Below are 19,635 nucleotides of genomic sequence, written 5' to 3'. Positions count from 1 at the left end.
CGGGGTGCCGTTGGGCGGTTACTGGGTGTCGAGCGAGCGGCTCTGCGACTGGGCGGAATTCACTGACTACGCCGACGCCGTGCTGCCCGCCTTCGACAATGATCCCGACACCGCGTTCCCGACCCGCTACTGGGTGTCGGTGCAGATGACGCAGGATGGCGAGCGGTTCGGGGGCGAGACGCAGGGACTGAGGCCCTTCATGGGATATGAGCTGAACTTGGAACCGGTGGCATGGCCACTCGCTGACGTTGCGGAGCGGCTGGTTGGCACAGTGACTTATCTGTTCTGGCACGGACCAGTGCTGAACGATGGGGATACGTTGGGGGTGAACGAGAATGAACGGTTTCGGTTGGCGCTAGATGAACAGAAAGCGACCATGAATATCACATTGGAATCCTCCGGAACGTAAGGAGTGCAGACATGAACTCGCCAAAACTGACAGACGATGAGATTGAGGCGTGGATGGCACGACGCAGACAGCCAGCCATTGCCATGCTGCACACCGCCAAGCCAGATGATGAAGGCACACCGGGCTGTTGGTTTGGAGGTGACCCAACCTTGCCCCCAGACGTAGAATGGCCGATCTACAAGCACCGACAATCTGGTCTTGAACTCCCCCATCATTTCTTGGCTCAGATCAACCTCGCGTATGTGCCACAGGTATTGGGTTTGCCGCCCTTACCAAAAAAGGGAACGCTGTTTGTCTTCTATGAGCAGCGACTGGCGCCAATTGGAATTTTTGACGAGGAGGAGACGCCGCCGCTGCAGTCTGGAGAAGGCGCGCGGGTGATATTCGTTGACCACGACACGTCAACTTACCCAACACGACGCCCGCCACCAATGCCCGACCTCTCCGTCTTGCCTGAAGATCAGCAATGGCCATACCAATTCGAAACCACATCCTACCAAAAATGGAACTTTGAATTCGTCGTCGTCGAAACCTACCCCAATCCGATGTGCGACAATCCGTTTCCTAGTAGGGATTTGCCGTGGGGTTGTCTAAGCCGTGTCAATGCCTTGGAGGCAGCGGAGCAAGAACAGTTGATAAAGCGCCGCTTTGGTTGCACGCGTCTGGAAGACTGCGGCGTCGTCGAGATACCGCTGCACTACATATTCGGTGCGGCGGATACACGGCGAATGCCCACGAAGGACGCAGTTGGCAAATACGCTTATCAACGACACCTTCGACCAATTTCGGAAGATCATATTCAGCTGTTCAAATTCGCCTGCGATGATATCGGAAAACACTCGTTGCAGGCAAAGCCAGAGACTTTCTGGATCAATCGTAATGATCTGGAAACGCAAAATTTTGACGACATCATTGTATGGGAAGATCACTAATGGCCAGTTTATCCATCCAGTTCCGCTACCCTTGGTCGGCAAGCGTGGAATGGATGATTTCATGCCCCCGGGGTATCGACACAAAGGACGCTGGTCGACGGGTGCTTCGGTGGCGAGACGCAGGGACCGAGGCCCTTCATGGGATATGAGCTGGATTTGGAACCCGTGGCATCGCCACTCGCTGACGTGGCGGAGCGGCTGGTGGGCACCGTGACCTACCTGTTCTGGCACGGACCGGTGCTGAACGATGTGATACGCTGGGGGTCAGCGAGGATGAGCGGTTTCGGTTTAGCCTTGAAGGGAACCGGATGAAAATGACACTGGAAGTTGCGCGTTAGGGGGATCGAGATGAGTGGAGACACATTTAGTCATGCGGAGATTGATGGTTATCTGTCCCGCATCCGCCAGCAGGCAGCGGTCTTGTTGCGAACGACCAATCAGACCGACTTAGGTATGCCGGGATGCTGGTTTGGTGGGGAACCATCTCTGCCCGCCGACATTGAATGGCCTGTCTACAACTGTCCTTGGCCCAAAGTAGTCATTCCAATGCATTTTATATTTCAGATTAATTTGAGATATGTACCGAAGTCGCTAGGGTTTCCAGACTATCCAGACACCGGAATCCTATTCGTGTTTGTCGAGCCGATTTTGGCGTCAGAAGATGAGAGTTCACCAATATCGCCTTTGCTAACTGGCCAATGTGCACGCGTCATCTACATCCCCGAGGACGTCAGCCGTTGCCGACCGCGAAAGGCGCCGCCGCTTCCAGATTTGGATGAGGAACACCCGCCAGCAGGGACCATAAGGGAAGCGATTCAGTATGAAGATTATCTTTACATGCGAGAAACGTATGGCGTCACCACCGCGACCGGCTTGCATCGGTGGCCAATGAACTTCGTGGTGGTGGATACCTACCCAGAACATGACATCATCAAGATGCAGAACCCATCGCAGGATGTTACAACTTATGAAAGTAAGGAGTTACGTTACAAAACAGATGCGTTAAACGAAAAAGTACTAGATGAATGTTCCTTTTATCAACTGGATCGAGAAAAAGAAAACGGCGACTTGCGATATCTTAAAGTGCCCCATTGGATGTTCGGATCTCCTAGATCGCATCAGTTTCCATCGAAAGAAGCAATAAAAAATGCAGATGCTGACGGTGAATGCCCTCGGCTGACGGAGCAACATATCGTGCTTTTTCGTCTTCTTTCCGATGACCCCAATATTGGTTACTCATATCGAAATTTGAATAATCTTGTATTCTGGATAAATAAACAAGATCTTGCTTTTGGGAATTTTGACAATATTTTGATTGGAGAAGAGTTCTGACGGCGAATAACTACAATTTTCAGAGCACTTTTAATGAAGCCGCGAAGGATCGCATTGAGCCTAGGTCAAAGTATGACGGTAGTAATGGGCGGTATCATCATCTAATTCCCAAAGAGGCATTCCGTGACGCGAAGATAAAAAAGGCTTTTGACGATGCCTATGGAAAACTACGAACAATCGATTTTGACGTTCATGGCTTCCGGAATGGTGTTTACCTGCCGAATGATGCACAAGTTGCTCAAGGATACGATGTGTCTATGCACAAAAGTACCGGCCGAGGCATGCTTAGTGCATACAACACCGTTGCAATTTCGGCACTTGAGGGCATCACCAATATATTCAGGCTTCAATGGAATAAAACAAAAGCAAGCGTAGGGTGGGTGAATTCACCCGCCACCCCATTTCATAATTGCTTCGAACACCCCTTCAAACCCGCCCCCAATCCTTAACACCGCGTTCACACTCACACCGCTCGCCCCGTTAACCCCGCCAAACCCGCGCAAAGGGTCCGACGCTAGTCCGACGTTTTGCCGACGCATCGCCGACCGCCGATTTGGCCAATAACCCTCACGTTAACGGGCTTTGATCCGATTCGCGTCAACAGGGGTGTTGCGCGCCCCTCTCCACATCACCGAACGTTGCGCACACCCCTTGTTGCACCGCCCTCGCAAAGATGGCATTCTGCGCCCAGCAACTTCGAAAAAGGAGGACAAAAATGATTGTGCGATCCATCCTCCCGGCCCGGGTGCGCTGAAGCTATTTCCGTCCCCTCGTCCGGCCCCCGCTGACGCATCCGCGCCAGCAAACGCATTTCCTTTGACGAGGACACTCCATTGAATACCCTCACACGCGACGCCCTTGGCTGGTCGCCCTTCTACATGTCCCAGTTCGAAATCGAAGAGCTGGAAAGCCTCACACCGGCCCGCATCTCCACGGTCCATCGCGACCGGGTTGTGGCCCTTTCCGAAATCGGCCCGCTGGAACTCACCCTCGATCCCGGCATAACCACCGGCGCGGTCGCGGTCGGCGACTGGGTGCTGTGCAACCCGGCCCAACACCGTCTGACCCGCGTGCTGGATCGCAAGACCGAGCTTAGCCGGGGGACCGAATACCACACCGGTGAAAAGCAACTGATCGCCGCCAATATCGACACACTTTTCATCACCACATCCTGCAACAATGATTTCAATCCGGCCCGGTTGGAACGCTATCTCGCCCTCGCCCATGACGCGCTGATCACGCCAGTGATCCTGATCACCAAGGCCGACCAGACCGATGATCCAGAGGTTTACGTCGATCAGGCCCGCAGGCTTGGCCGGGATCTGGAGGTGCTGGCGATCAACGCCAAATCCGACACTGTCAGGGAAACCCTCGCCCCCTGGTGCGGCAAGGGGCAGACAGTCGCTTTCGCCGGGTCCTCCGGCGTTGGCAAAACCACTATAGCCAACGCGCTGACCGGGGAACAGGCGGCCACGCAGGACATCCGCGAGGATGACGCGCGTGGGCGGCACACCACCACGGGGCGCTCCCTGCATCAGATCCCCACCGGCGGCTGGCTGATCGACACGCCGGGCATGCGCGGGCTGGGCGTGGCCGAGGTCGCATACGGGATCGACGCCACATTTCCCGAAATCTCGGAACTGGCCGAACAGTGCAAATTCCGAGATTGCGAACATGACAGCGAACCGGGCTGCGCGGTGCAGGCCGCCATTGCCGCCGGTGATGTGGATCCGGACCGGCTCAGGCGGTTCCAGAAACTCAAACGGGAAAACCAATACGCGACCGAAACCATCGCCCAGGCGCGGGACCGGTATCGCAAATTCGGGAAAATGGTGAAAAACGCCCAGAACAAGAAAAAGCGGTAGGGTGGGGTTTTACCCCACCTCAACCGAACCGCTTGACCGCCTCAATCTCCAGCGCAAGGCGCGTTTGCAGATCCGCAAGGGTCTTCATTTCCGCCTTGCGTGCCTCCTGATCGGTCAAGCCTCGCAGCCGGGTCTTTGACGCCGCGATCTGTTCCTTCAGAACCACCATCGGGGATTTGACATCGGCCTCTTTCGCCATCCGGTCCAGCAGCGCATCCTTCGGATCGCCAAGATGCTCAAACGGCTTGCCCGCCCCCGGCAGATTGTCGAACTGGCCTTGTTTCTCGGCTTCGGCGATCTTCTGATCAATCAATGAAATAAGCGGATGATCCATAGGACCCTCAATCGGATGACACTGCGTTCGTATAAGATAGTGACCCGTCAATTGGTAGCGCGACCGCTCGACAATCGAATTCAAATCGACGTCACAAAGTGCCTGCTAAGTCATCTGTATCAACAAGACATTTGCCGAATATCCTAAACAGCCATCTCTCGTGTAACGGGCGCCCCTGTTCCACCGATCCCGCCATCCTGTTCGGTGGGTGCGGCGCAGGCTGCAAGGCCCAGCAACAGAACAATCAAAACCAGTCGCCGCATCATGCCTCATCCTCTTTGTAGAAATACCCGCCTGCGCGGAACCGCATATGGCCCGGCTCGGTGGCCTGCAATGCGGCTGCGCGGGCGTTGATCTGCTGCAAGACCAACATCTGGGCCTCCCTGTACTCGGCCTCCAGCACGGCCACGGCGTCTGCGGACAGTTGGTTGTAATGCACGGCACGTTCAAAAAACGGGGCCGGGTCCTGCATCACGTTCGCGGTCGCGGCCGTCAGAAAATCGCCCCCATTGCGCGCCAGATAATCAAGTTGCGCGTCTGTTCCGGGCAGCGGCTGATAGGACCGCGCCAGTAGCTCAACCATATCTTCATCTGTGACCGCGACAGTGCCCGCGTCCCGTAGCTGCGCCAGCATCGTGGCAGGATGCACATCGCGGCGAATCTCCTGCGCGAGCGAATCAAAGGATTTGCGCGTTAATGCATCCCCGCCCTGTGCGACCCATTGCGCAACAAGGCGGGACAGGTGATTGACGGGTGGTTGCGCATCATCCGGCTCTGCCCGCAGCCGCGCGATGTCACGGCGTTGCAAGCCTGTCATGACGCTCAGGCGGCTATCAGTGACCTTGCCGTCAATCTGGCCAATCGCGGCGCGGACAAACTGTGCCTTCAGCCGCTCGGCCGCTTCTGCAAACAGGACGCCACGCGCGACGCAAAGGCGTGCAATCGGGGCAAGCAAGGCATCAAGAACGGTTTTCATATGTGCAAATTGCACATTTTAAGTTGACAGCACAAGCAGATTCAAAATATGTGTAATTTGCACATTTTTGGAGAACCCTATGACCCGCCCCCTCATCGCACTTATCCTTCTGGCGCTTGCCGCCTGCGGCCCCAGCATCCAGACAACATCCGGCGCCGATTTCATCGCTGCCACACCGGCCAGCTTTATCGACGAAGACATCGCCAAGGCCGCCGCTGTCGAACCCAACCTGCGCTTCCCCGCCCGCATCGGGATCGCACGGATCGTTAATGGCAGTCTGACCCTGCCGCCGGCAGAGGAAACGGCGCTCTTCACCGATATCGCCGAACGCAACAGCCGCTATGGTGAATTTGTCCCGGTCAGCCCGCTGATCATGGCGATGACCGGCAGTAATGCGACCGGCATCAACCGGCACCAGTCCGGCACAGCTGCGGCCGCAATCCAGCAGATACGGCTGGCCTCCGCCCGCCAACATCTTGATTATGTAATCATTTACGAGATCGGCGCGCGCAGCCGCACTGGCAACACCCCCTTTGCGCTGGCCGACGTCACGCTGGTGGGCGGGATGTTGTTGCCAACCCGGAATATCAGCGTCGCGGGCATCGGTGCCGCGGCCTTTGTTGATGTGCGCAACGGCTATCCCTATGGCACCACGCAGGTCGCCGCCGATCTGTCAGGCTTTGCACGCACCTTTCAAGCCGATAGGCGCAGCAATGAATTGCGCGCGCAAGCCACCCTGAAAGTGGCCGAAGCGCTGGTGCCGGACATCGAAACGATGCTGTCAGAGCTTGCGGCCCGCGCCCGGTAGGATGGGTCAAGACCCATCTTACGCCGTGGCACCGCCGCGTGCCCATGCCAATTGCGGTGCTGTCTCCACCGCGCATGGGCGCACCCGGCGCAGCCTTGCCAGGGCTGCGTCGGGGTCTTCACCTGCCGCAATCATCAGCCGCAGACACATCATTCCCGACCGCCCGCAACCGCCAAAGCAATGGACCAACACCCGCTTGCCATCTGCCAGCACGCCAAGGGCTTGATCCCGTACGGCAGTCCAGTCCAGATCATCGCCGGGAACGCCGAAATCAGGCACCGGCAGATGCAGCCAGCCGATCCCTGCATTCGCCAGATCGCTGCCCAGACTGCCCGCGCCTTTCCGGTCCAACTCCGCCTGTGCCGTCATGGAAATCACTAGCGACGGCCGCCACTCCATCAGCCGCAGCCAGTCGGTATAGTAATGCCGCGTGCGACCCGGCATGGGGGTGATGGCCAGTTCACCGCCCCCCACCGGCAGGCTGTGGATCACAAACTCAAGCAATCCCATGCTCCACAATCTGGCCCGGATGCGCCTCTGCCCAATCAGCCAGAAACGCGGCCACGTCCGGTTCACCGGCCAGATCAATCGCCCGTTTCGGCAAGGCAACGCCATGCTCCAACGCGAGCGTCAGACAGGCAATGTGATCCCGTTCAGCCCGAGCGGGACAGTTTTCCGATCCATGGATGATGGTGCTAAGCAATGTGCCGCCATACCCGTTAATATGGCCCAGATCAGGACCAAGCCGTAGGAAACAGGCCACCATATCTGGCAGGCCCAGCCAACCGGCCATCTGAACAGGCGTCATGCCCTGCGCATCAGGTGCGTCCCACGGTACGCCGACCGCAACCAGCGCCTCTACATGTCGCAAAGGGTTTGGCAGCGACAATATCTCGGTGATGATATTGGTGAAGGCCGGCGGAACCTGTGCGATATCAATCCAGCGACCTGGCACCACTTTTCCTTGCGCACAATCAGCCAGAATTTGCTCGGTCTGCGTAAGGCGCGGCATATTGCCTCGCTTTTGCAAAAGCTCGCACAGGCTGTCATTGCCAAAAACGCAAGCCGCGGCATAGGCGCTGCTGCCCTGCCAGCTCAGCCCCGGATTGGCACCCGCATCCAGCAACAGTTCGACCATATCCGCCCGCGCATGCCGACGCGCCGCCTGAAAAAGTGCAGGCACAACGAAAGGGGCCTCGCCACCCACCTCATCGGGTGTAAATTCATTGGGATCGGCCCCGGCATCCAGCAACATGCGCACCGCCGCCACATCGTGAAAATCCATCGCCCGAAGCAGCGCATTGGTACCTTTCGGATCAGCCCCATGCTCCAGCAGCAGTTTCAGACCTTCTTGGTGACCCAGTTCCGTCGCGTGATAAAGGCTTTCGCCATCATTCGGATCCGCCCCATGATCCAAAAGCCAGCGGCCCAGCGGCATATTCCCGGCATGGCCAATCGCGCCATAAAGCGCCGAAAGCCTATGATCACTGCCGGGTTCATGCGGAAAGCCGTCATTCACATCCGCCCCATGGGCGACAAGCAATTCAACAATCGCCAACATATCCGCCTCCTTCTCGGGCCAGGCCGTCAGCATCTTTGAAAAAGCCAGATGCAGGATCGGGCGACGCGGCCCGATGGCCCGGGTCGCCGCCCCGGGGTCATCAGCCAGAACGCGGCGCACAGCGGCCAGATCGAAAAGTGCCACCTGCAAGCCAAAGGCACCGTCGGCCAGATCCGGCGTATCCCAGATCATCTGCTGGACAACCTGAACCTGCCCATGAAAAATCGCGATCTTCAGGCGTTGCTGCTTGGCCGCACGGTCCATCCCCTGGGTCTCAACCGCGATCTTCATCTGCGGCCAGCTGGGAAAATTCTGTTCGCGGGCAATCACATGCAGAAAATCGGCGTGTTTCAGATCACCCTTGCGGGGATTGACCATATCAACACGGGCAATGGCGGGTTTATCGCCGGATTCGTAAAGTCTATGAAGGGTTTTCGCCTGCCTGCGCAAGGCATCAAGTGGGTCTGTCATTGGCTTCCTCACCATGTCTCCCGCCGGTTCGCTGATCCGGGAAAATGAGAAAGACCATGATCGGTCATCCAAAGGTCGTCATTGGGTGCATCACGCTGTCCGCGAACCTGGGTGCCGCCCAACACGGCCGGCATTTCGTAAACCAGACCCTCGCCTTATGCAAGTATCCGGCTATTGTCATGATCATGAGTGACAGCAACGAACTTGCCGAAACCCGCACCGATTGGGCCGAAGACCGCACCATTCTGGCCAACGAACGCACATTCGCGGGGTGGATGCGGACAGGCATGGCCTGTCTGGGCGTGGCGCTGGGGCTCAAGGCGGTGTTCTCGGGATTCTCGCCCACATGGGTGCCGAAACTGGTGGCCAATGTGTTCGTTATCGTCGCCATCTTTATCTTCTGGTCGGCGCGTAACAAATCCTGTCAGACGCTCCGGCGGATGCAAGACCACGCAACCACCCCGCAACCAACCACCAACATGACACTGATCGCCGTTGTCATGACCGTCGGCGCCGTCGCAACAGGGGCCATTCTCTGGTGGCTCTGATCCCGGTGGACCTTGGCACGGCACGGCCTTAGGCTGCCCCCGATACGAATCCGCCAAAGGCCGTCATGTCCGACCAACCCCGCTATCAAGTGCTCGCCCGGAAATACCGGCCCGAAACCTTTGCCGATCTGGTGGGGCAGGATGCGATGGTGCGCACGCTGAAAAACGCGTTTGAAGCGGATCGGATCGCGCAAGCCTTTATCATGACGGGCATCCGCGGCACCGGCAAAACCACAACCGCCCGCATCATCGCCAAGGGCATGAACTGCATCGGCCCAGACGGCCAAGGCGGCCCAACGACCGATCCATGCGGGCAATGCGAACATTGCGTGGCGATCATGGAAGGCCGCCATGTGGACGTGATGGAAATGGATGCCGCATCCCGCACCGGCGTCGGCGACATCCGCGAGATTATCGACAGCGTGCATTACCGGGCGGCCTCGGCCCGCTACAAAATCTACATCATCGACGAAGTGCACATGCTGTCGAAAAACGCCTTTAACGCCCTGTTGAAGACGCTGGAAGAGCCGCCCGAGCACGTCAAATTCATCTTTGCCACAACCGAAATACGGCAGGTCCCGGTGACGGTCCTGTCCCGCTGCCAGCGCTTTGATTTGCGCCGGATCGAACCGGAGGCGCAGATCGGCCTGTTACGCAAGATCGCGGATGCGGAAGGCGCAGCCATCACCGATGAAGCGCTCGCACTGATCACCCGCGCCGCCGAAGGGTCCGCCCGTGACGCGCAATCGCTGCTGGATCAGGCGATCAGCCACGGGGCCGGCGAAACGACCGCAGAACAGGTGCGCGCCATGCTCGGGCTGGCCGACCGTGGCCGTGTGCTCGACCTGTTCGATATGATCCTGCGGGGTCAGGCGGCCGACGCGCTCACCGAACTCAGCGCGCAATATGCGGACGGCGCCGATCCGATGGCCGTGCTGCGTGATCTGGCCGAGGTCTGTCATTGGGTCAGTGTCGTGAAAATCACACCAGAGGCAGCCGAGGACCCGACAATCAGCCCCGATGAACGCACACGCGGTCAGGCCATGGCGGGTGAGTTGCCAATGCGGGTGCTGTCACGCATGTGGCAGATGCTGCTGAAAGCGCTGGAAGAGGTCGCGATGGCCCCCAATGCCATGATGGCCGCCGAAATGGCCGTGATCCGCCTGACCCATGTGGCCGACCTGCCCAGCCCGGACGAGTTGGTGCGCAAATTGCAGGACGCGACACCGCCACCAACCGCCCCCGCAGCACCGCGCACGGCCCCGTCCGGCAACGGCACCAGCGCAGTCTCTGCCACCCCTGCCCCGACCCATTCCGCGCCAGCCGGTCCAACCGCATCTGGCGCGCAAACAGCCGTGGCTTTGGCGACCGACGCCCTGCATCATTACGCGCGGTTCGAGGATGTGGTCGAACTGATCCGCGCCCACCGCGACGTCAAACTGCTGGTCGAGGTCGAAACCGGGCTGCGACTTGTCAGTTACCAGCCCGGCCGGATCGAGGTGAACCCGACACCTGACGCCGCCCCCGACCTGATCGGGCGGCTGGGATCACGGCTGCAAGCCTGGACCGGCAATCGCTGGGCGATCAGCGTGGCCGACGGCGGCGCCCCCACAATTGCCGAGGTCCGCGACGCCGCCGAAAACGCCATCCGGTCCGAGGCCGAGCAACATCCGCTGGTCCGGGCAGTGATTGCCGCATTCCCCAAGGCCAAGATCACAGAGATCCGGACTGAGGCGGAAAAGGCGCAGGACGCCCTTGAAGACGCCCTGCCCGAAGTGGATGAAGAATGGGACCCGTTCGACGAGGATTGAGGCGCGATTTACATCGCACCTGCCCAGTCATCCGGTCCGATCCGGCCCATCACTTCGAACCCGCCATCGCCATCGGGCGCAATCACATAGGCCACGCCTTGTGGTTCAGGGTAAATCCCGGTGGTCGCCTCAAACGGATCATCGTGGCCGACAATGACAAGATTACCGGTCTTCGGCACTTGTGATATCAGCGGCGTGACCCCATCGCGCATCATGGCAATGTCCGCATCGGTGTAGTCTTCCGCCGGGGCAAAGTTCAGCTTGTCAGTCATCTCGAACCGGCCAAAGGCCAGATCTGCCGTCTGCCAGGCCCTGCAGTACTCTGACGAAATGACATCACCCACAGGAATATCCAGCGCTTCAATCGCTTCGCCGATGGATTTCGCCTGCGCCCAACCCGCCGCACTCAGCACACGCTGCGTGCCGCAATCACCCAATACCGCCTCGACCTGATCGGCATAGTCCCGTTCGGTCTGGGCGTGACGCAGATAGATGACATGGCCGCCCTCTTGCAGCGCGGCGATGAGGTCCTCCTGCGGCATGTCGGCAGCCACCGACGCAGTTGGCAGGGCGAGCCCAAGAGACACCAGAATAGCGGAAGAGAATCGAGACATAAGAGGTCCTTTCAATACCTGAGTGATTCTGTCAGAAATAATAGCCAAGTCTCGCACGATGGCAATGCGGCGCTTGCGGGCGCGCGGCCAAAGGCCTATCTCTGACGCAACTTCATGTAGGAGAGATGCGATGCTCAAAGGACTTGGCGGGCTTGGCGATATGGCCAAGATGATGAAACAGGCGCAGGAAATGCAGGGCAAGATGGCCCAGATGCAGGAAGACCTGGAAAACGTGATGGTCACGGGCGAAAGCGGTGCCGGGCTGGTCAAGGCGACGGCAACGGCCAAGGGTGAATTGAAGGGTCTGGATATCGACCCGTCGATCTTCAACGGCGATGACAAGGAAGTTGTCGAAGATCTGATCCTGGCCGCGATCAAGGACGCCCAGTCCAAGGCCAATGAACGAGCCCAGGAAGAAATGGCGAAAATGACCGAGGGGCTCGGGTTGCCGCCGGGCGTGAAGTTGCCTTTTTGAGTGCAAATGAATTTTCTCGAAAATTCATGTCACAGAACAAATTTCTAGAAATTAGTTCGCCGCCACCGGACCGACATGAGCAACAGCACCGAAGACCTTGAAAACCTGATCGCGCTGATGGCCAAATTGCCTGGCCTTGGTCCACGCTCGGCCCGCCGCGCGGTTCTGCATCTGATCAAGAAACGCAGCCTGCAACTGATCCCGCTGGCCGAGGCGATGCACCGGGTCGGCACAACCGTGCGCGAATGCCTCAATTGCGGCAATGTCTGCACCAGCGATATCTGTGACATCTGCCAGTCGGAAAAGCGGGCTATCGGACAGATCTGCATTGTCGAAGACGTAGCGGATCTTTGGGCAATGGAACGCAGTGGCGTCTTCAAAGGACGCTATCATGTGCTGGGTGGCACGCTATCCGCGCTCGACGCGGTCGGACCGGACGAATTACGCATTCCGAAGCTGATCGACCGGATAACGACCGAACAGATCACCGAGGTCATCCTTGCCCTCGGCGCCACGATCGACGGTCAGACCACGGCGCATTACATCGCCGATCAGTTGCCTGATGTCACCGTCACCTCACTGGCACAGGGTGTGCCTGTTGGTGGCGAACTGGATTATCTGGATGACGGCACGATTACCGCAGCACTCAACGCCCGCAAGGCGCTGTAGGCGGCGTCTGCACTTACCACGCGCCACCGGCGCGAGACACATCTTGCCGCTGACAAGCTGATTTGACCGCAGCGATGTGGTTCATCGGCAGGGCAAATCCGCGATGGCAGAGGCAGTCAGGGCGTTCAGCAAAACGTCCAGTGGACGTTTTGTAGCCCGCAACGCGCCGCGTCGCGAAGCGATTTCGCCAGAATTGCCCATTTCTACGTCAACAGAGCTTGAATTAACCCGTTAGTCCTGCGCTCTGTTTCCTGGAACTGAGCAGTTTTGCCTGAAACCGGTGGTGCGTGGTAAATGCAGACGCCGCCTAGGGTCCGACGTTTTGCCGACGCAAGTCAGACGCTTGTCCGACCGGGCCAAACCGGGCATAGCGGGGCAATGGTTAACACGCGAAAACCGGTATTGCTGATCGACGTGGACGGCGTTGTCGTCACCACCAAACCGCATTGGTCCGCCGATCTGCAGCGGGATTTCGGTTTCGACAAATCGGCGCTGCGTGAACATTTCTTTGCCCCGTTCTGGGCGAATATCGTCACCGGACGCGATGATCTGCTGCCGCGTCTGGCACAAGCGCTCAAGGCCATGAATTCAAACGTAAATGCATCCGATCTGCGCAATTACTGGTTCAGCAATGACGCCACATTGAACCGGGATATGCTGGACTGGATCGCAAAGCGGCGGCAGGACGGGCACCGGGTCATGTTGGCAACCAATCAGGATCACAGCCGCGCGATGTATCTGATGAACAACGTGGGGCTGGAAGCACATTGCAACGGGATCTATCATTCTGCAGCGCTCGGCGTCGCCAAGCCTAACCCGTTGTTCTTCAAACATATATTAGAGCACGAAAACCGCGAAGCCAGCGATTTGATCCTGATCAACGATACATTGCAAAACGTCACCGCCGCGCGCGTCGCAGGCTGGCAAGCGCATCACTTCACCGGTGTCGCTCAGCTGACAACCGTCATGGTCAACGGTGACTGAGGGTCAGCCAACCCCTCCACCACATTGAAATGATGCAACCCCGGCTCAACCACATGCGCCGCATCCCAACGCTTTGCCAATGCTTCTGCCTGTTCTAGAAACACCGGCCGTTCTTCTGCCCCAACCCAGACTGTTGCTGGCAGCTTAGGAACCGGCAAATGCATCGGGCTTTCAGCCCGCGCCTCAGCCTTATCAATCCGTAAATCCTTGTTCATACTGGTTTTCATCAGCGGCGCGATGTCCGCCACGGGCGAGATGGGCACGACATTTTCCACCCTGTCCAGATGCGCCAACCGCGCCACCAACTGCCCGCCCGCCGAATGCCCGGTCAGGCGCACAGGCCCCGGCACACGCGCCGCAATCACATCAATCGCGCGGGCGATCTGCTGGCCGATATCGGTAATCCGCACATTCGGGCACAGATCATATGACGGCATTGCAACGGCCCAGCCATGGGCCAGCGGCCCGGCGGCCAGATGCGACCAATAGGATTTGTCAAAGCGCAGCCAATAGCCCCCATGCACAAAGATCACGACACCCTTGGCCAGCCTGCGCGGGTGAAACAGATCAAACCGTTCGCGTTCGCGCTCACCATAAGGCAGATCAATCTCGCAAGTTGTGCGTTCGCGAAACGTGGCCGCCAGCCCGGCCCATTTGTCAGGATAGGCCTCGGCTCCGTCAATATAGGCCGCGTTGGCATATGCGTCGTCTAATTCCATGATCCCCCCTTTACGTTCCCCCGCCCGATAGGTCAGATAGCGCCAAACCTAGGGGAGGCTACCATGCTTGACGACACCACCAACCTCAAATCCATGCTTTCGCGTCCCGACCTGGTGTGCGAGGCCGCGTTTGTCGCGGGCGACTGGGTGCAGGCAGCCAGCGGCAAGACATTCGATGTCACCAACCCAGCCCGCGGCGACGTGATCGCAAAAATCCCTGATCTGAGCCGCGAGGAAGTGGCCAACGCCATCGACGCCGCCGAAAAGGCGCAAAAACCATGGGCCGCGCTTGCGGCCAAGGAACGGGCCAAAGTACTGCGCAAATGGTACGATCTGATGATGGAAAATCAGGAAGACCTCGCCATCATCATGACCGCCGAACAAGGCAAACCCCTGACTGAATCACGGGGAGAGGTCGCCTATGGCGCCGGTTTCATCGAATGGTTCGGGGAAGAGGCCAAGCGTGTCTACGGCGAAACCATCCCCGGCCACATGGCCGATAAACGGATCACCGTAATCCGCCAGCCCATCGGGGTCGCAGCCGGGATCACGCCTTGGAATTTTCCCAACGCCATGATCGCCCGCAAGGTGGCGCCGGCGCTGGCCGTCGGCTGCGCCTTTGTCATCCGCCCGGCATCGCTGACCCCGCTGTCAGCGCTGGCCATGGCGAAACTCGCCGAGGAAGCGGGGGTGCCCAAGGGGCTGTTCTCCGTCGTTACCTCCACCTCATCGTCGGAAGTGGGTAAGGAATTCTGCGAAAACCCCATCGTGCGCAAATTGACCTTCACCGGCTCGACCGAGGTCGGGCGCATCCTGCTGAAACAGGCCGCCGATCAGGTTATGAAATGCTCGATGGAACTGGGCGGCAACGCCCCTTTCATCGTCTTTGACGACGCTGATCTAGATGCGGCCGTCGAAGGGGCCATCGCCTGCAAATTCCGCAATAACGGGCAGACCTGCGTGTGTGCGAACCGGATCTATGTGCAGGCCGGGGTGTATGATGATTTCGCGGCCCGGCTGAAAAAGGCGGTTGAGGATCTCAAGGTCGGCGATGGTTTGGAAGAGGGCACAAATCTGGGCCCGCTGATCGAACCCGCTGCGGTGGACAAAGTACAGGAACATCTGGACGACGCCATGTCCAAAGGTGGGCAAGTGCTGACTGGTGGCAAGCTGCACGATCTGGGTGGGCAGTTCTTTGAGCCCACGATCGTGACAAACGCAACGCAGGACATGCTGGTCAGCACCGATGAAACCTTCGGGCCCTTCGCCCCGCTCTTCAAATTTGAGGACGAGGACGACGTGATCGCCAAGGCCAACGACACGATCTTCGGCCTCGCCTCCTATTTCTACGCCAAGGATCTGAGCCGGGTGACCAAAGTCGCCGAGGCACTGGAATACGGGATCGTCGGCGTGAACACCGGCATCATCTCAACCGAAGTTGCACCTTTCGGCGGTGTCAAACAGTCGGGTCTGGGCCGCGAAGGATCCAGCCACGGGATCGACGACTATATGGAGATGAAATACATCTGCACCAGCGTTTGAGCCGAAAAGCAGCTCCCTTTCCCAGTGTTTTTGGTGGGTGCCCACAATTGCAAGGCCGCCACCGTCGGTTTTGCGAACAAATCGGACTTTCGCTTCAGTTTGCACCGACGTCCAGTCCCAACACTCCCTGCCCTTGCGGGGGGTGCACAGCCTGATATCGTATCGGCGATGATTGTGGCCTACATCCCACCGAACGAGTTTTTGACGTCGCGCCTGAAGCTTCGGCCGTCTGCAACGTCAGATGCCGAGGCGATTTTCGAGGCCTACGCGACGGATCCCCAGGTGACCCGTTACCTGAGTTGGCACCCACACACTGTACTGCAAGATACACTCGAGTTCCTTGCGTGGTGCGACCGTGCGCGCGCTGTCGGCACTGACTTCGCCTATGTGATCGAGGATCGCGAAGAAGGTTCAATTCTCGGGATGACTGAGGTGCGAGTACAGGAACATGCAGTTGAATACGCGTACGTGCTGCGGAAAGATAGGTGGGGCCAGGGCATCATGACCGAGGCGCTGTCCGCGCTCGCGACCAACGCTCTTGCGCACCCGGCGATTTGGCGCGTCTACGCGCTGTGTGATACCGAGAACCCGGCTTCCGCAAGGGTTATGGTGAAGATTGGCATGGTTCATGAGGGCGTCCGGCGGCGGCATGCCGTCTATCCAAATCTTTCGTCCGAACCGCGCGACGGTCTGGTCTACGCCAAGGTACGATAGGTTTTTCGTTCGTTGTCGGAACGGAAAAAGCGTTTGGCATTGAGAATATCCTACTGGCGGTACCTTTGCCGACATTGGTTACGCCGCGGCATCGGTCAGGATGGACTGCTTGCAGTCATTCACGTCAAAAAAATTCTCGTCTCACCAAGGATTGACCATCCACCCCCGTCCAACCAATTGTGACGCGCATGATGACAAGCGACGAGGACCTGGCAGAGGCGGCCGCCCATGGTGATGGGCAGGCCTTCGCGAGCTTGCTTGATCGCCATTATGACCGGCTCTTTGCCTTCTGCTTCCGGCTGACCGGCGCGCGGGCCGAGGCGGAGGATCTGACGCAGGATATCTGTGCGGCCCTGCCCGCCAAGCTTGCCAGCTATCAGCGGCGGGCCAAGGTCACCACATGGCTCTACCGCGTCGCTGTCAACGCCGCCCATGACCGGCGGCGCAAACGCGCGACATACACGAAAGCAACGACGGGCTGGGGCGACTGGGAAACCAACCGCACCGCCGCGAACCGGGACACGAACGAACAAATCGACTGGCTGACCGCCGCCATGAACCAACTGAACACAGACCTGCGCGACACCCTCGCCCTTGTGCTGGATGACATGACCCACGCCCAGGCCGCCGAGATCCTGGGCGTCAGCGAAGGCACAATCAGCTGGCGGATATCGGAAGCCAAAAAGGCCCTGCGGGCGATCAAGGAAAAGGAGGACGTGGCATGACTGATGACCTAAGCGACCTCAAGGCAATGATGGATAGCGCCACACCCCGGCCCGACGCCACACGGCGGGCGGAAAATCTGGGGCTGGCCCAGAAAAATTTCGAAGACCTCCAAGGATCGCGAACTGCCCCGCGTCCCACTCCTGCAAACGGGCCAAAAGGCCTCTGGACAGGAGTAAAGACCATGCTGAACACATTCACATCCAAAGCGGCACTGACGACGACAACCGCACTCGTCGCCTGCGGCTTTCTGTTTCTGACACCGCAAGGGCAGGATTTTCTGCGCCCCGAAGGCGCTACGCAAAACCTCACCGGCGAGGTCGAGCGCAATGTAACGGAAACCGCGATTCCGACCGACAACGAAACGCGGCGCGATCAATCCTTCACCGATGACAGCACGCGCCAAACACAGGAGTCGCCAGCGCTGGTGCGCGTTGCGCCGCCGCCACCTGCGGTCGCCTTGGAAGATGAAGCTGGCAAAACCGAAAGACTGCGCACAAGCGAGGCGGATATCGCCTTGCAAAGCGTGCCAATGGAAGAAGTTGTTGATGCCTTGGAAGGTGCTGCATTGTCGGAAGAGGCCGCCCCCCAACCCCGCGCGCCCAGCATTGCGGCCGCACCCACGGCGTCCCCTTCGGCGAACCAAAACGCAGGTCCCGCGCGCACAATTGTGGCGCCACCGATCAGCTCCGATGTGGATCTGGTCCAACGCCCTGAACCCAACACCGAAGCCTTCCCAACCGAGGCCCCCAACGACCTCAAAATCACATCCGACGACCCCGTCTCCACCTTCTCCATTGACGTGGACACGGCTGCCTATTCCGTCATCCGCTCCTCCCTTTCGCGCGGTCAACTACCCCCGGCACAGGCCGTCCGGATCGAGGAAATGATCAACTACTTCCCCTACGACTACCCTGCCCCCGACGCGGGCGAGGCACCGTTCCGGCCCACAATCAGCAGCTTCCAGACCCCCTGGAACGCCGACACCCAACTGGTCCACATCGCTCTGCAGGGCGAAATGCCAGCACTCGATGACCGGCCACCGCTGAACCTCGTCTTCCTGATCGACACGTCAGGGTCGATGAACGACCCGGCCAAACTGCCGCTCCTGAAACAGTCCTTCCGGCTGATGCTCGATCAACTCCGCCCCGAAGATGAAGTCGCCATCGTCGAATATGCAGGCAGCGCCGGTCAGGTCCTCGCCCCCACGGCAGCATCCAAGCGCACAACGATCCTACAGGCGATCCAATCACTCGGCGCGGGCGGGTCCACCAATGGGCAAGGCGGGCTGCAACAGGCCTATGCGGTGGCCGATACCATGAAAGAGGACGGTCAGGTCAGCCGCATCATCCTCGCCACCGATGGCGACTTCAACGTCGGCATCAGCAATCCGGACGCGCTGAAAGACTTCATCGCCGACAAACGCGAGACGGGCACATACCTCAGCGTGCTCGGCTTCGGACGCGGCAATCTGGACGACGCAACGATGCAGGCCTTGGCCCAGAACGGCAACGGCACAGCGGCCTATATCGACACCCTGTCAGAGGCGCAGAAGGTGCTGGTGGACCAGTTGACCGGCGCACTCTTTCCCATCGCGGGCGACGTGAAGGTGCAGGTCGAATTCAACCCGGCCCAGGTCGCCGAATACAGGTTGATCGGTTACGAAACACGGGCACTGGCGCGCGAGGACTTCAACAATGACAAGGTCGATGCGGGCGAACTTGGCGCAGGCCATTCGGTGACCGCGATCTACGAAATCACCCCCGTTGGCAGCCCCGCGCAACTCAGCGACCCGCTGCGCTACGCGCCCAACACAGTGGCGGCATCCTCAGACGAGTTGGGCTATGTCAAACTGCGCTACAAGGAACCGGGCGAGGATACCAGCCAACTGATCGAAACGCCGATCATCGGCGAAAGCATCCCGGGGACCGAAGCCAACTTCGCCGCAGCCATCGCCGGTTTCGGGCAACTGCTGCGTGATGACAGCTACCTTGGCGACTGGGGCTATGACGACGCCATCGCACTGGCAAACGCCAACCGGGGCGAAGACGCGTTCGGCTACCGGACCGAAGCCGTGCAACTGATGCGACTGGCACAAAGCCTGTCGCGGTAAACACACGCGCCCACCCTGCAGGACGCAGGGTGGGT

22 protein-coding genes are annotated in these 19,635 nt (G+C 59.0%); 15 read left to right on the top strand and 7 right to left on the bottom strand.

Annotation, left to right across the window (positions count from 1 at the left end; translation table 11 throughout):
* From ACFWW2_RS05805 to rsgA, 5 genes are all read left to right on the top strand, one after another.
* Positions 1–409, top strand: a 409-nt coding sequence (locus ACFWW2_RS05805; RefSeq protein WP_393926876.1) for a DUF4261 domain-containing protein, incomplete at its 5' end; no start/stop codon positions are given.
* 11 nt (positions 410–420) lie between these two features.
* The gene (locus ACFWW2_RS05800; RefSeq protein WP_393926874.1) at positions 421–1,341 is read left to right on the top strand and encodes a DUF1963 domain-containing protein; all 921 of its coding nucleotides are present in this window, start codon (positions 421–423) and stop codon (positions 1,339–1,341) included.
* A gap of 138 nt (positions 1,342–1,479) precedes the next feature.
* On the top strand, positions 1,480–1,653 hold the full coding sequence (locus tag ACFWW2_RS05795; protein ID WP_393926872.1) for a hypothetical protein: 174 nt from the start codon (positions 1,480–1,482) through the stop codon (positions 1,651–1,653).
* A 36-nt stretch (positions 1,654–1,689) separates the two neighbouring features.
* Entirely contained in the window at positions 1,690–2,673 is a 984-nt protein-coding gene (locus ACFWW2_RS05790; RefSeq protein WP_393926870.1) for a DUF1963 domain-containing protein, read from the top strand.
* Positions 2,674–3,506: 833 nt separating this feature from the next.
* Positions 3,507–4,538, top strand: coding sequence for a ribosome small subunit-dependent GTPase A (rsgA, locus tag ACFWW2_RS05785; RefSeq protein ID WP_393926868.1), 1,032 nt, complete (start codon positions 3,507–3,509; stop codon positions 4,536–4,538).
* Between the two features lie 19 nt (positions 4,539–4,557).
* Here rsgA and ACFWW2_RS05780 read toward each other — a convergent pair whose 3' ends face one another.
* The 3 genes from ACFWW2_RS05780 to ACFWW2_RS05770 form a co-directional block, all read right to left on the bottom strand.
* Positions 4,558–4,872 carry a DnaJ family domain-containing protein gene (locus ACFWW2_RS05780; protein ID WP_393926866.1) on the bottom strand — a complete coding sequence of 105 codons (315 nt, stop codon included), beginning with the start codon at positions 4,870–4,872 and terminating at the stop codon, positions 4,558–4,560.
* 143 nt (positions 4,873–5,015) lie between these two features.
* A complete protein-coding gene (locus tag ACFWW2_RS05775) occupies positions 5,016–5,138 on the bottom strand; it encodes a hypothetical protein (RefSeq protein ID WP_393926864.1) in 123 nt (40 codons plus the stop codon).
* Positions 5,135–5,848 (bottom strand): DUF6502 family protein, encoded by a 714-nt coding sequence (locus ACFWW2_RS05770; RefSeq protein ID WP_393926862.1) that lies wholly within the window; start codon positions 5,846–5,848, stop codon positions 5,135–5,137. Before ACFWW2_RS05770 ends, ACFWW2_RS05775 begins: the two co-directional genes overlap by 4 nt.
* A 79-nt stretch (positions 5,849–5,927) precedes the next feature.
* Between ACFWW2_RS05770 and ACFWW2_RS05765 the strand changes: the two genes are divergently transcribed.
* A complete protein-coding gene (locus tag ACFWW2_RS05765) occupies positions 5,928–6,656 on the top strand; it encodes a hypothetical protein (RefSeq protein ID WP_393926860.1) in 729 nt (242 codons plus the stop codon).
* Between the two features lie 18 nt (positions 6,657–6,674).
* Here ACFWW2_RS05765 and ACFWW2_RS05760 read toward each other — a convergent pair whose 3' ends face one another.
* Both ACFWW2_RS05760 and ACFWW2_RS05755 read right to left on the bottom strand, forming a co-directional pair.
* Positions 6,675–7,166 carry a protein-tyrosine phosphatase family protein gene (locus ACFWW2_RS05760; protein WP_393926858.1) on the bottom strand — a complete coding sequence of 164 codons (492 nt, stop codon included), beginning with the start codon at positions 7,164–7,166 and terminating at the stop codon, positions 6,675–6,677.
* Entirely contained in the window at positions 7,153–8,688 is a 1,536-nt protein-coding gene (locus tag ACFWW2_RS05755; protein WP_393926856.1) for an ankyrin repeat domain-containing protein, read from the bottom strand. The genes ACFWW2_RS05760 and ACFWW2_RS05755 overlap by 14 nt, the downstream gene beginning before the upstream one ends.
* Positions 8,689–8,873: 185 nt before the next feature.
* Here ACFWW2_RS05755 and ACFWW2_RS05750 point away from each other — a divergent pair, with 185 nt between their 5' ends.
* The gene (locus ACFWW2_RS05750) at positions 8,874–9,236 is read left to right on the top strand and encodes a YidH family protein (RefSeq protein WP_393926880.1); all 363 of its coding nucleotides are present in this window, start codon (positions 8,874–8,876) and stop codon (positions 9,234–9,236) included.
* Positions 9,237–9,301: 65 nt separating this feature from the next.
* Positions 9,302–11,047: a DNA polymerase III subunit gamma/tau gene (locus tag ACFWW2_RS05745; protein WP_393926854.1), complete on the top strand. Its 1,746-nt coding sequence runs from the start codon at positions 9,302–9,304 to the stop codon at positions 11,045–11,047.
* Positions 11,048–11,055: 8 nt separating this feature from the next.
* Here the strand turns inward: ACFWW2_RS05745 and ACFWW2_RS05740 are convergent, their stop codons facing one another.
* Entirely contained in the window at positions 11,056–11,661 is a 606-nt protein-coding gene (locus ACFWW2_RS05740; protein WP_393926852.1) for a histidine phosphatase family protein, read from the bottom strand.
* Positions 11,662–11,791: 130 nt separating this feature from the next.
* Here ACFWW2_RS05740 and ACFWW2_RS05735 point away from each other — a divergent pair, with 130 nt between their 5' ends.
* The 3 genes from ACFWW2_RS05735 (at position 11,792) to ACFWW2_RS05725 (ending at position 13,789) form a co-directional block, all read left to right on the top strand.
* Positions 11,792–12,136, top strand: a complete 345-nt coding sequence (locus tag ACFWW2_RS05735) for a YbaB/EbfC family nucleoid-associated protein (RefSeq protein ID WP_393926850.1) — start codon at positions 11,792–11,794, stop codon at positions 12,134–12,136.
* A gap of 75 nt (positions 12,137–12,211) precedes the next feature.
* Positions 12,212–12,805: a recombination mediator RecR gene (gene recR / locus ACFWW2_RS05730; RefSeq protein ID WP_393926849.1), complete on the top strand. Its 594-nt coding sequence runs from the start codon at positions 12,212–12,214 to the stop codon at positions 12,803–12,805.
* Positions 12,806–13,183: 378 nt separating this feature from the next.
* Entirely contained in the window at positions 13,184–13,789 is a 606-nt protein-coding gene (locus tag ACFWW2_RS05725) for an HAD-IA family hydrolase (protein ID WP_393926847.1), read from the top strand.
* Here the strand turns inward: ACFWW2_RS05725 and ACFWW2_RS05720 are convergent.
* Positions 13,756–14,508 (bottom strand): alpha/beta hydrolase, encoded by a 753-nt coding sequence (locus ACFWW2_RS05720; protein WP_393926845.1) that lies wholly within the window; start codon positions 14,506–14,508, stop codon positions 13,756–13,758. The genes ACFWW2_RS05725 and ACFWW2_RS05720 overlap by 34 nt on opposite strands.
* 63 nt (positions 14,509–14,571) lie before the next feature.
* Here ACFWW2_RS05720 and ACFWW2_RS05715 point away from each other — a divergent pair, with 63 nt between their 5' ends.
* The 4 genes from ACFWW2_RS05715 (at position 14,572) to ACFWW2_RS05700 (ending at position 19,600) form a co-directional block, all read left to right on the top strand.
* Complete coding sequence (locus ACFWW2_RS05715) at positions 14,572–16,050, top strand: NAD-dependent succinate-semialdehyde dehydrogenase (RefSeq protein WP_393926843.1); 1,479 nt, start codon at positions 14,572–14,574, stop codon at positions 16,048–16,050.
* 168 nt (positions 16,051–16,218) lie between these two features.
* A complete protein-coding gene (locus ACFWW2_RS05710) occupies positions 16,219–16,764 on the top strand; it encodes a GNAT family N-acetyltransferase (RefSeq protein ID WP_393926841.1) in 546 nt (181 codons plus the stop codon).
* A gap of 188 nt (positions 16,765–16,952) precedes the next feature.
* Entirely contained in the window at positions 16,953–17,489 is a 537-nt protein-coding gene (locus ACFWW2_RS05705; RefSeq protein ID WP_393926840.1) for an RNA polymerase sigma factor, read from the top strand.
* Positions 17,486–19,600 (top strand): vWA domain-containing protein, encoded by a 2,115-nt coding sequence (locus tag ACFWW2_RS05700; RefSeq protein ID WP_393926838.1) that lies wholly within the window; start codon positions 17,486–17,488, stop codon positions 19,598–19,600. The genes ACFWW2_RS05705 and ACFWW2_RS05700 overlap by 4 nt, the downstream gene beginning before the upstream one ends.
* Positions 19,601–19,635 lie beyond the last annotated feature (35 nt).

The organism is Yoonia sp. R2-816 (genome assembly GCF_046762905.1).
In the GTDB taxonomy this organism is placed as follows: Bacteria; Pseudomonadota; Alphaproteobacteria; order Rhodobacterales; family Rhodobacteraceae; genus Yoonia.
The sequence above is the reverse complement of the archived record's forward strand: the minus strand, read 5'-3'. Positions and strand labels throughout refer to the sequence as shown.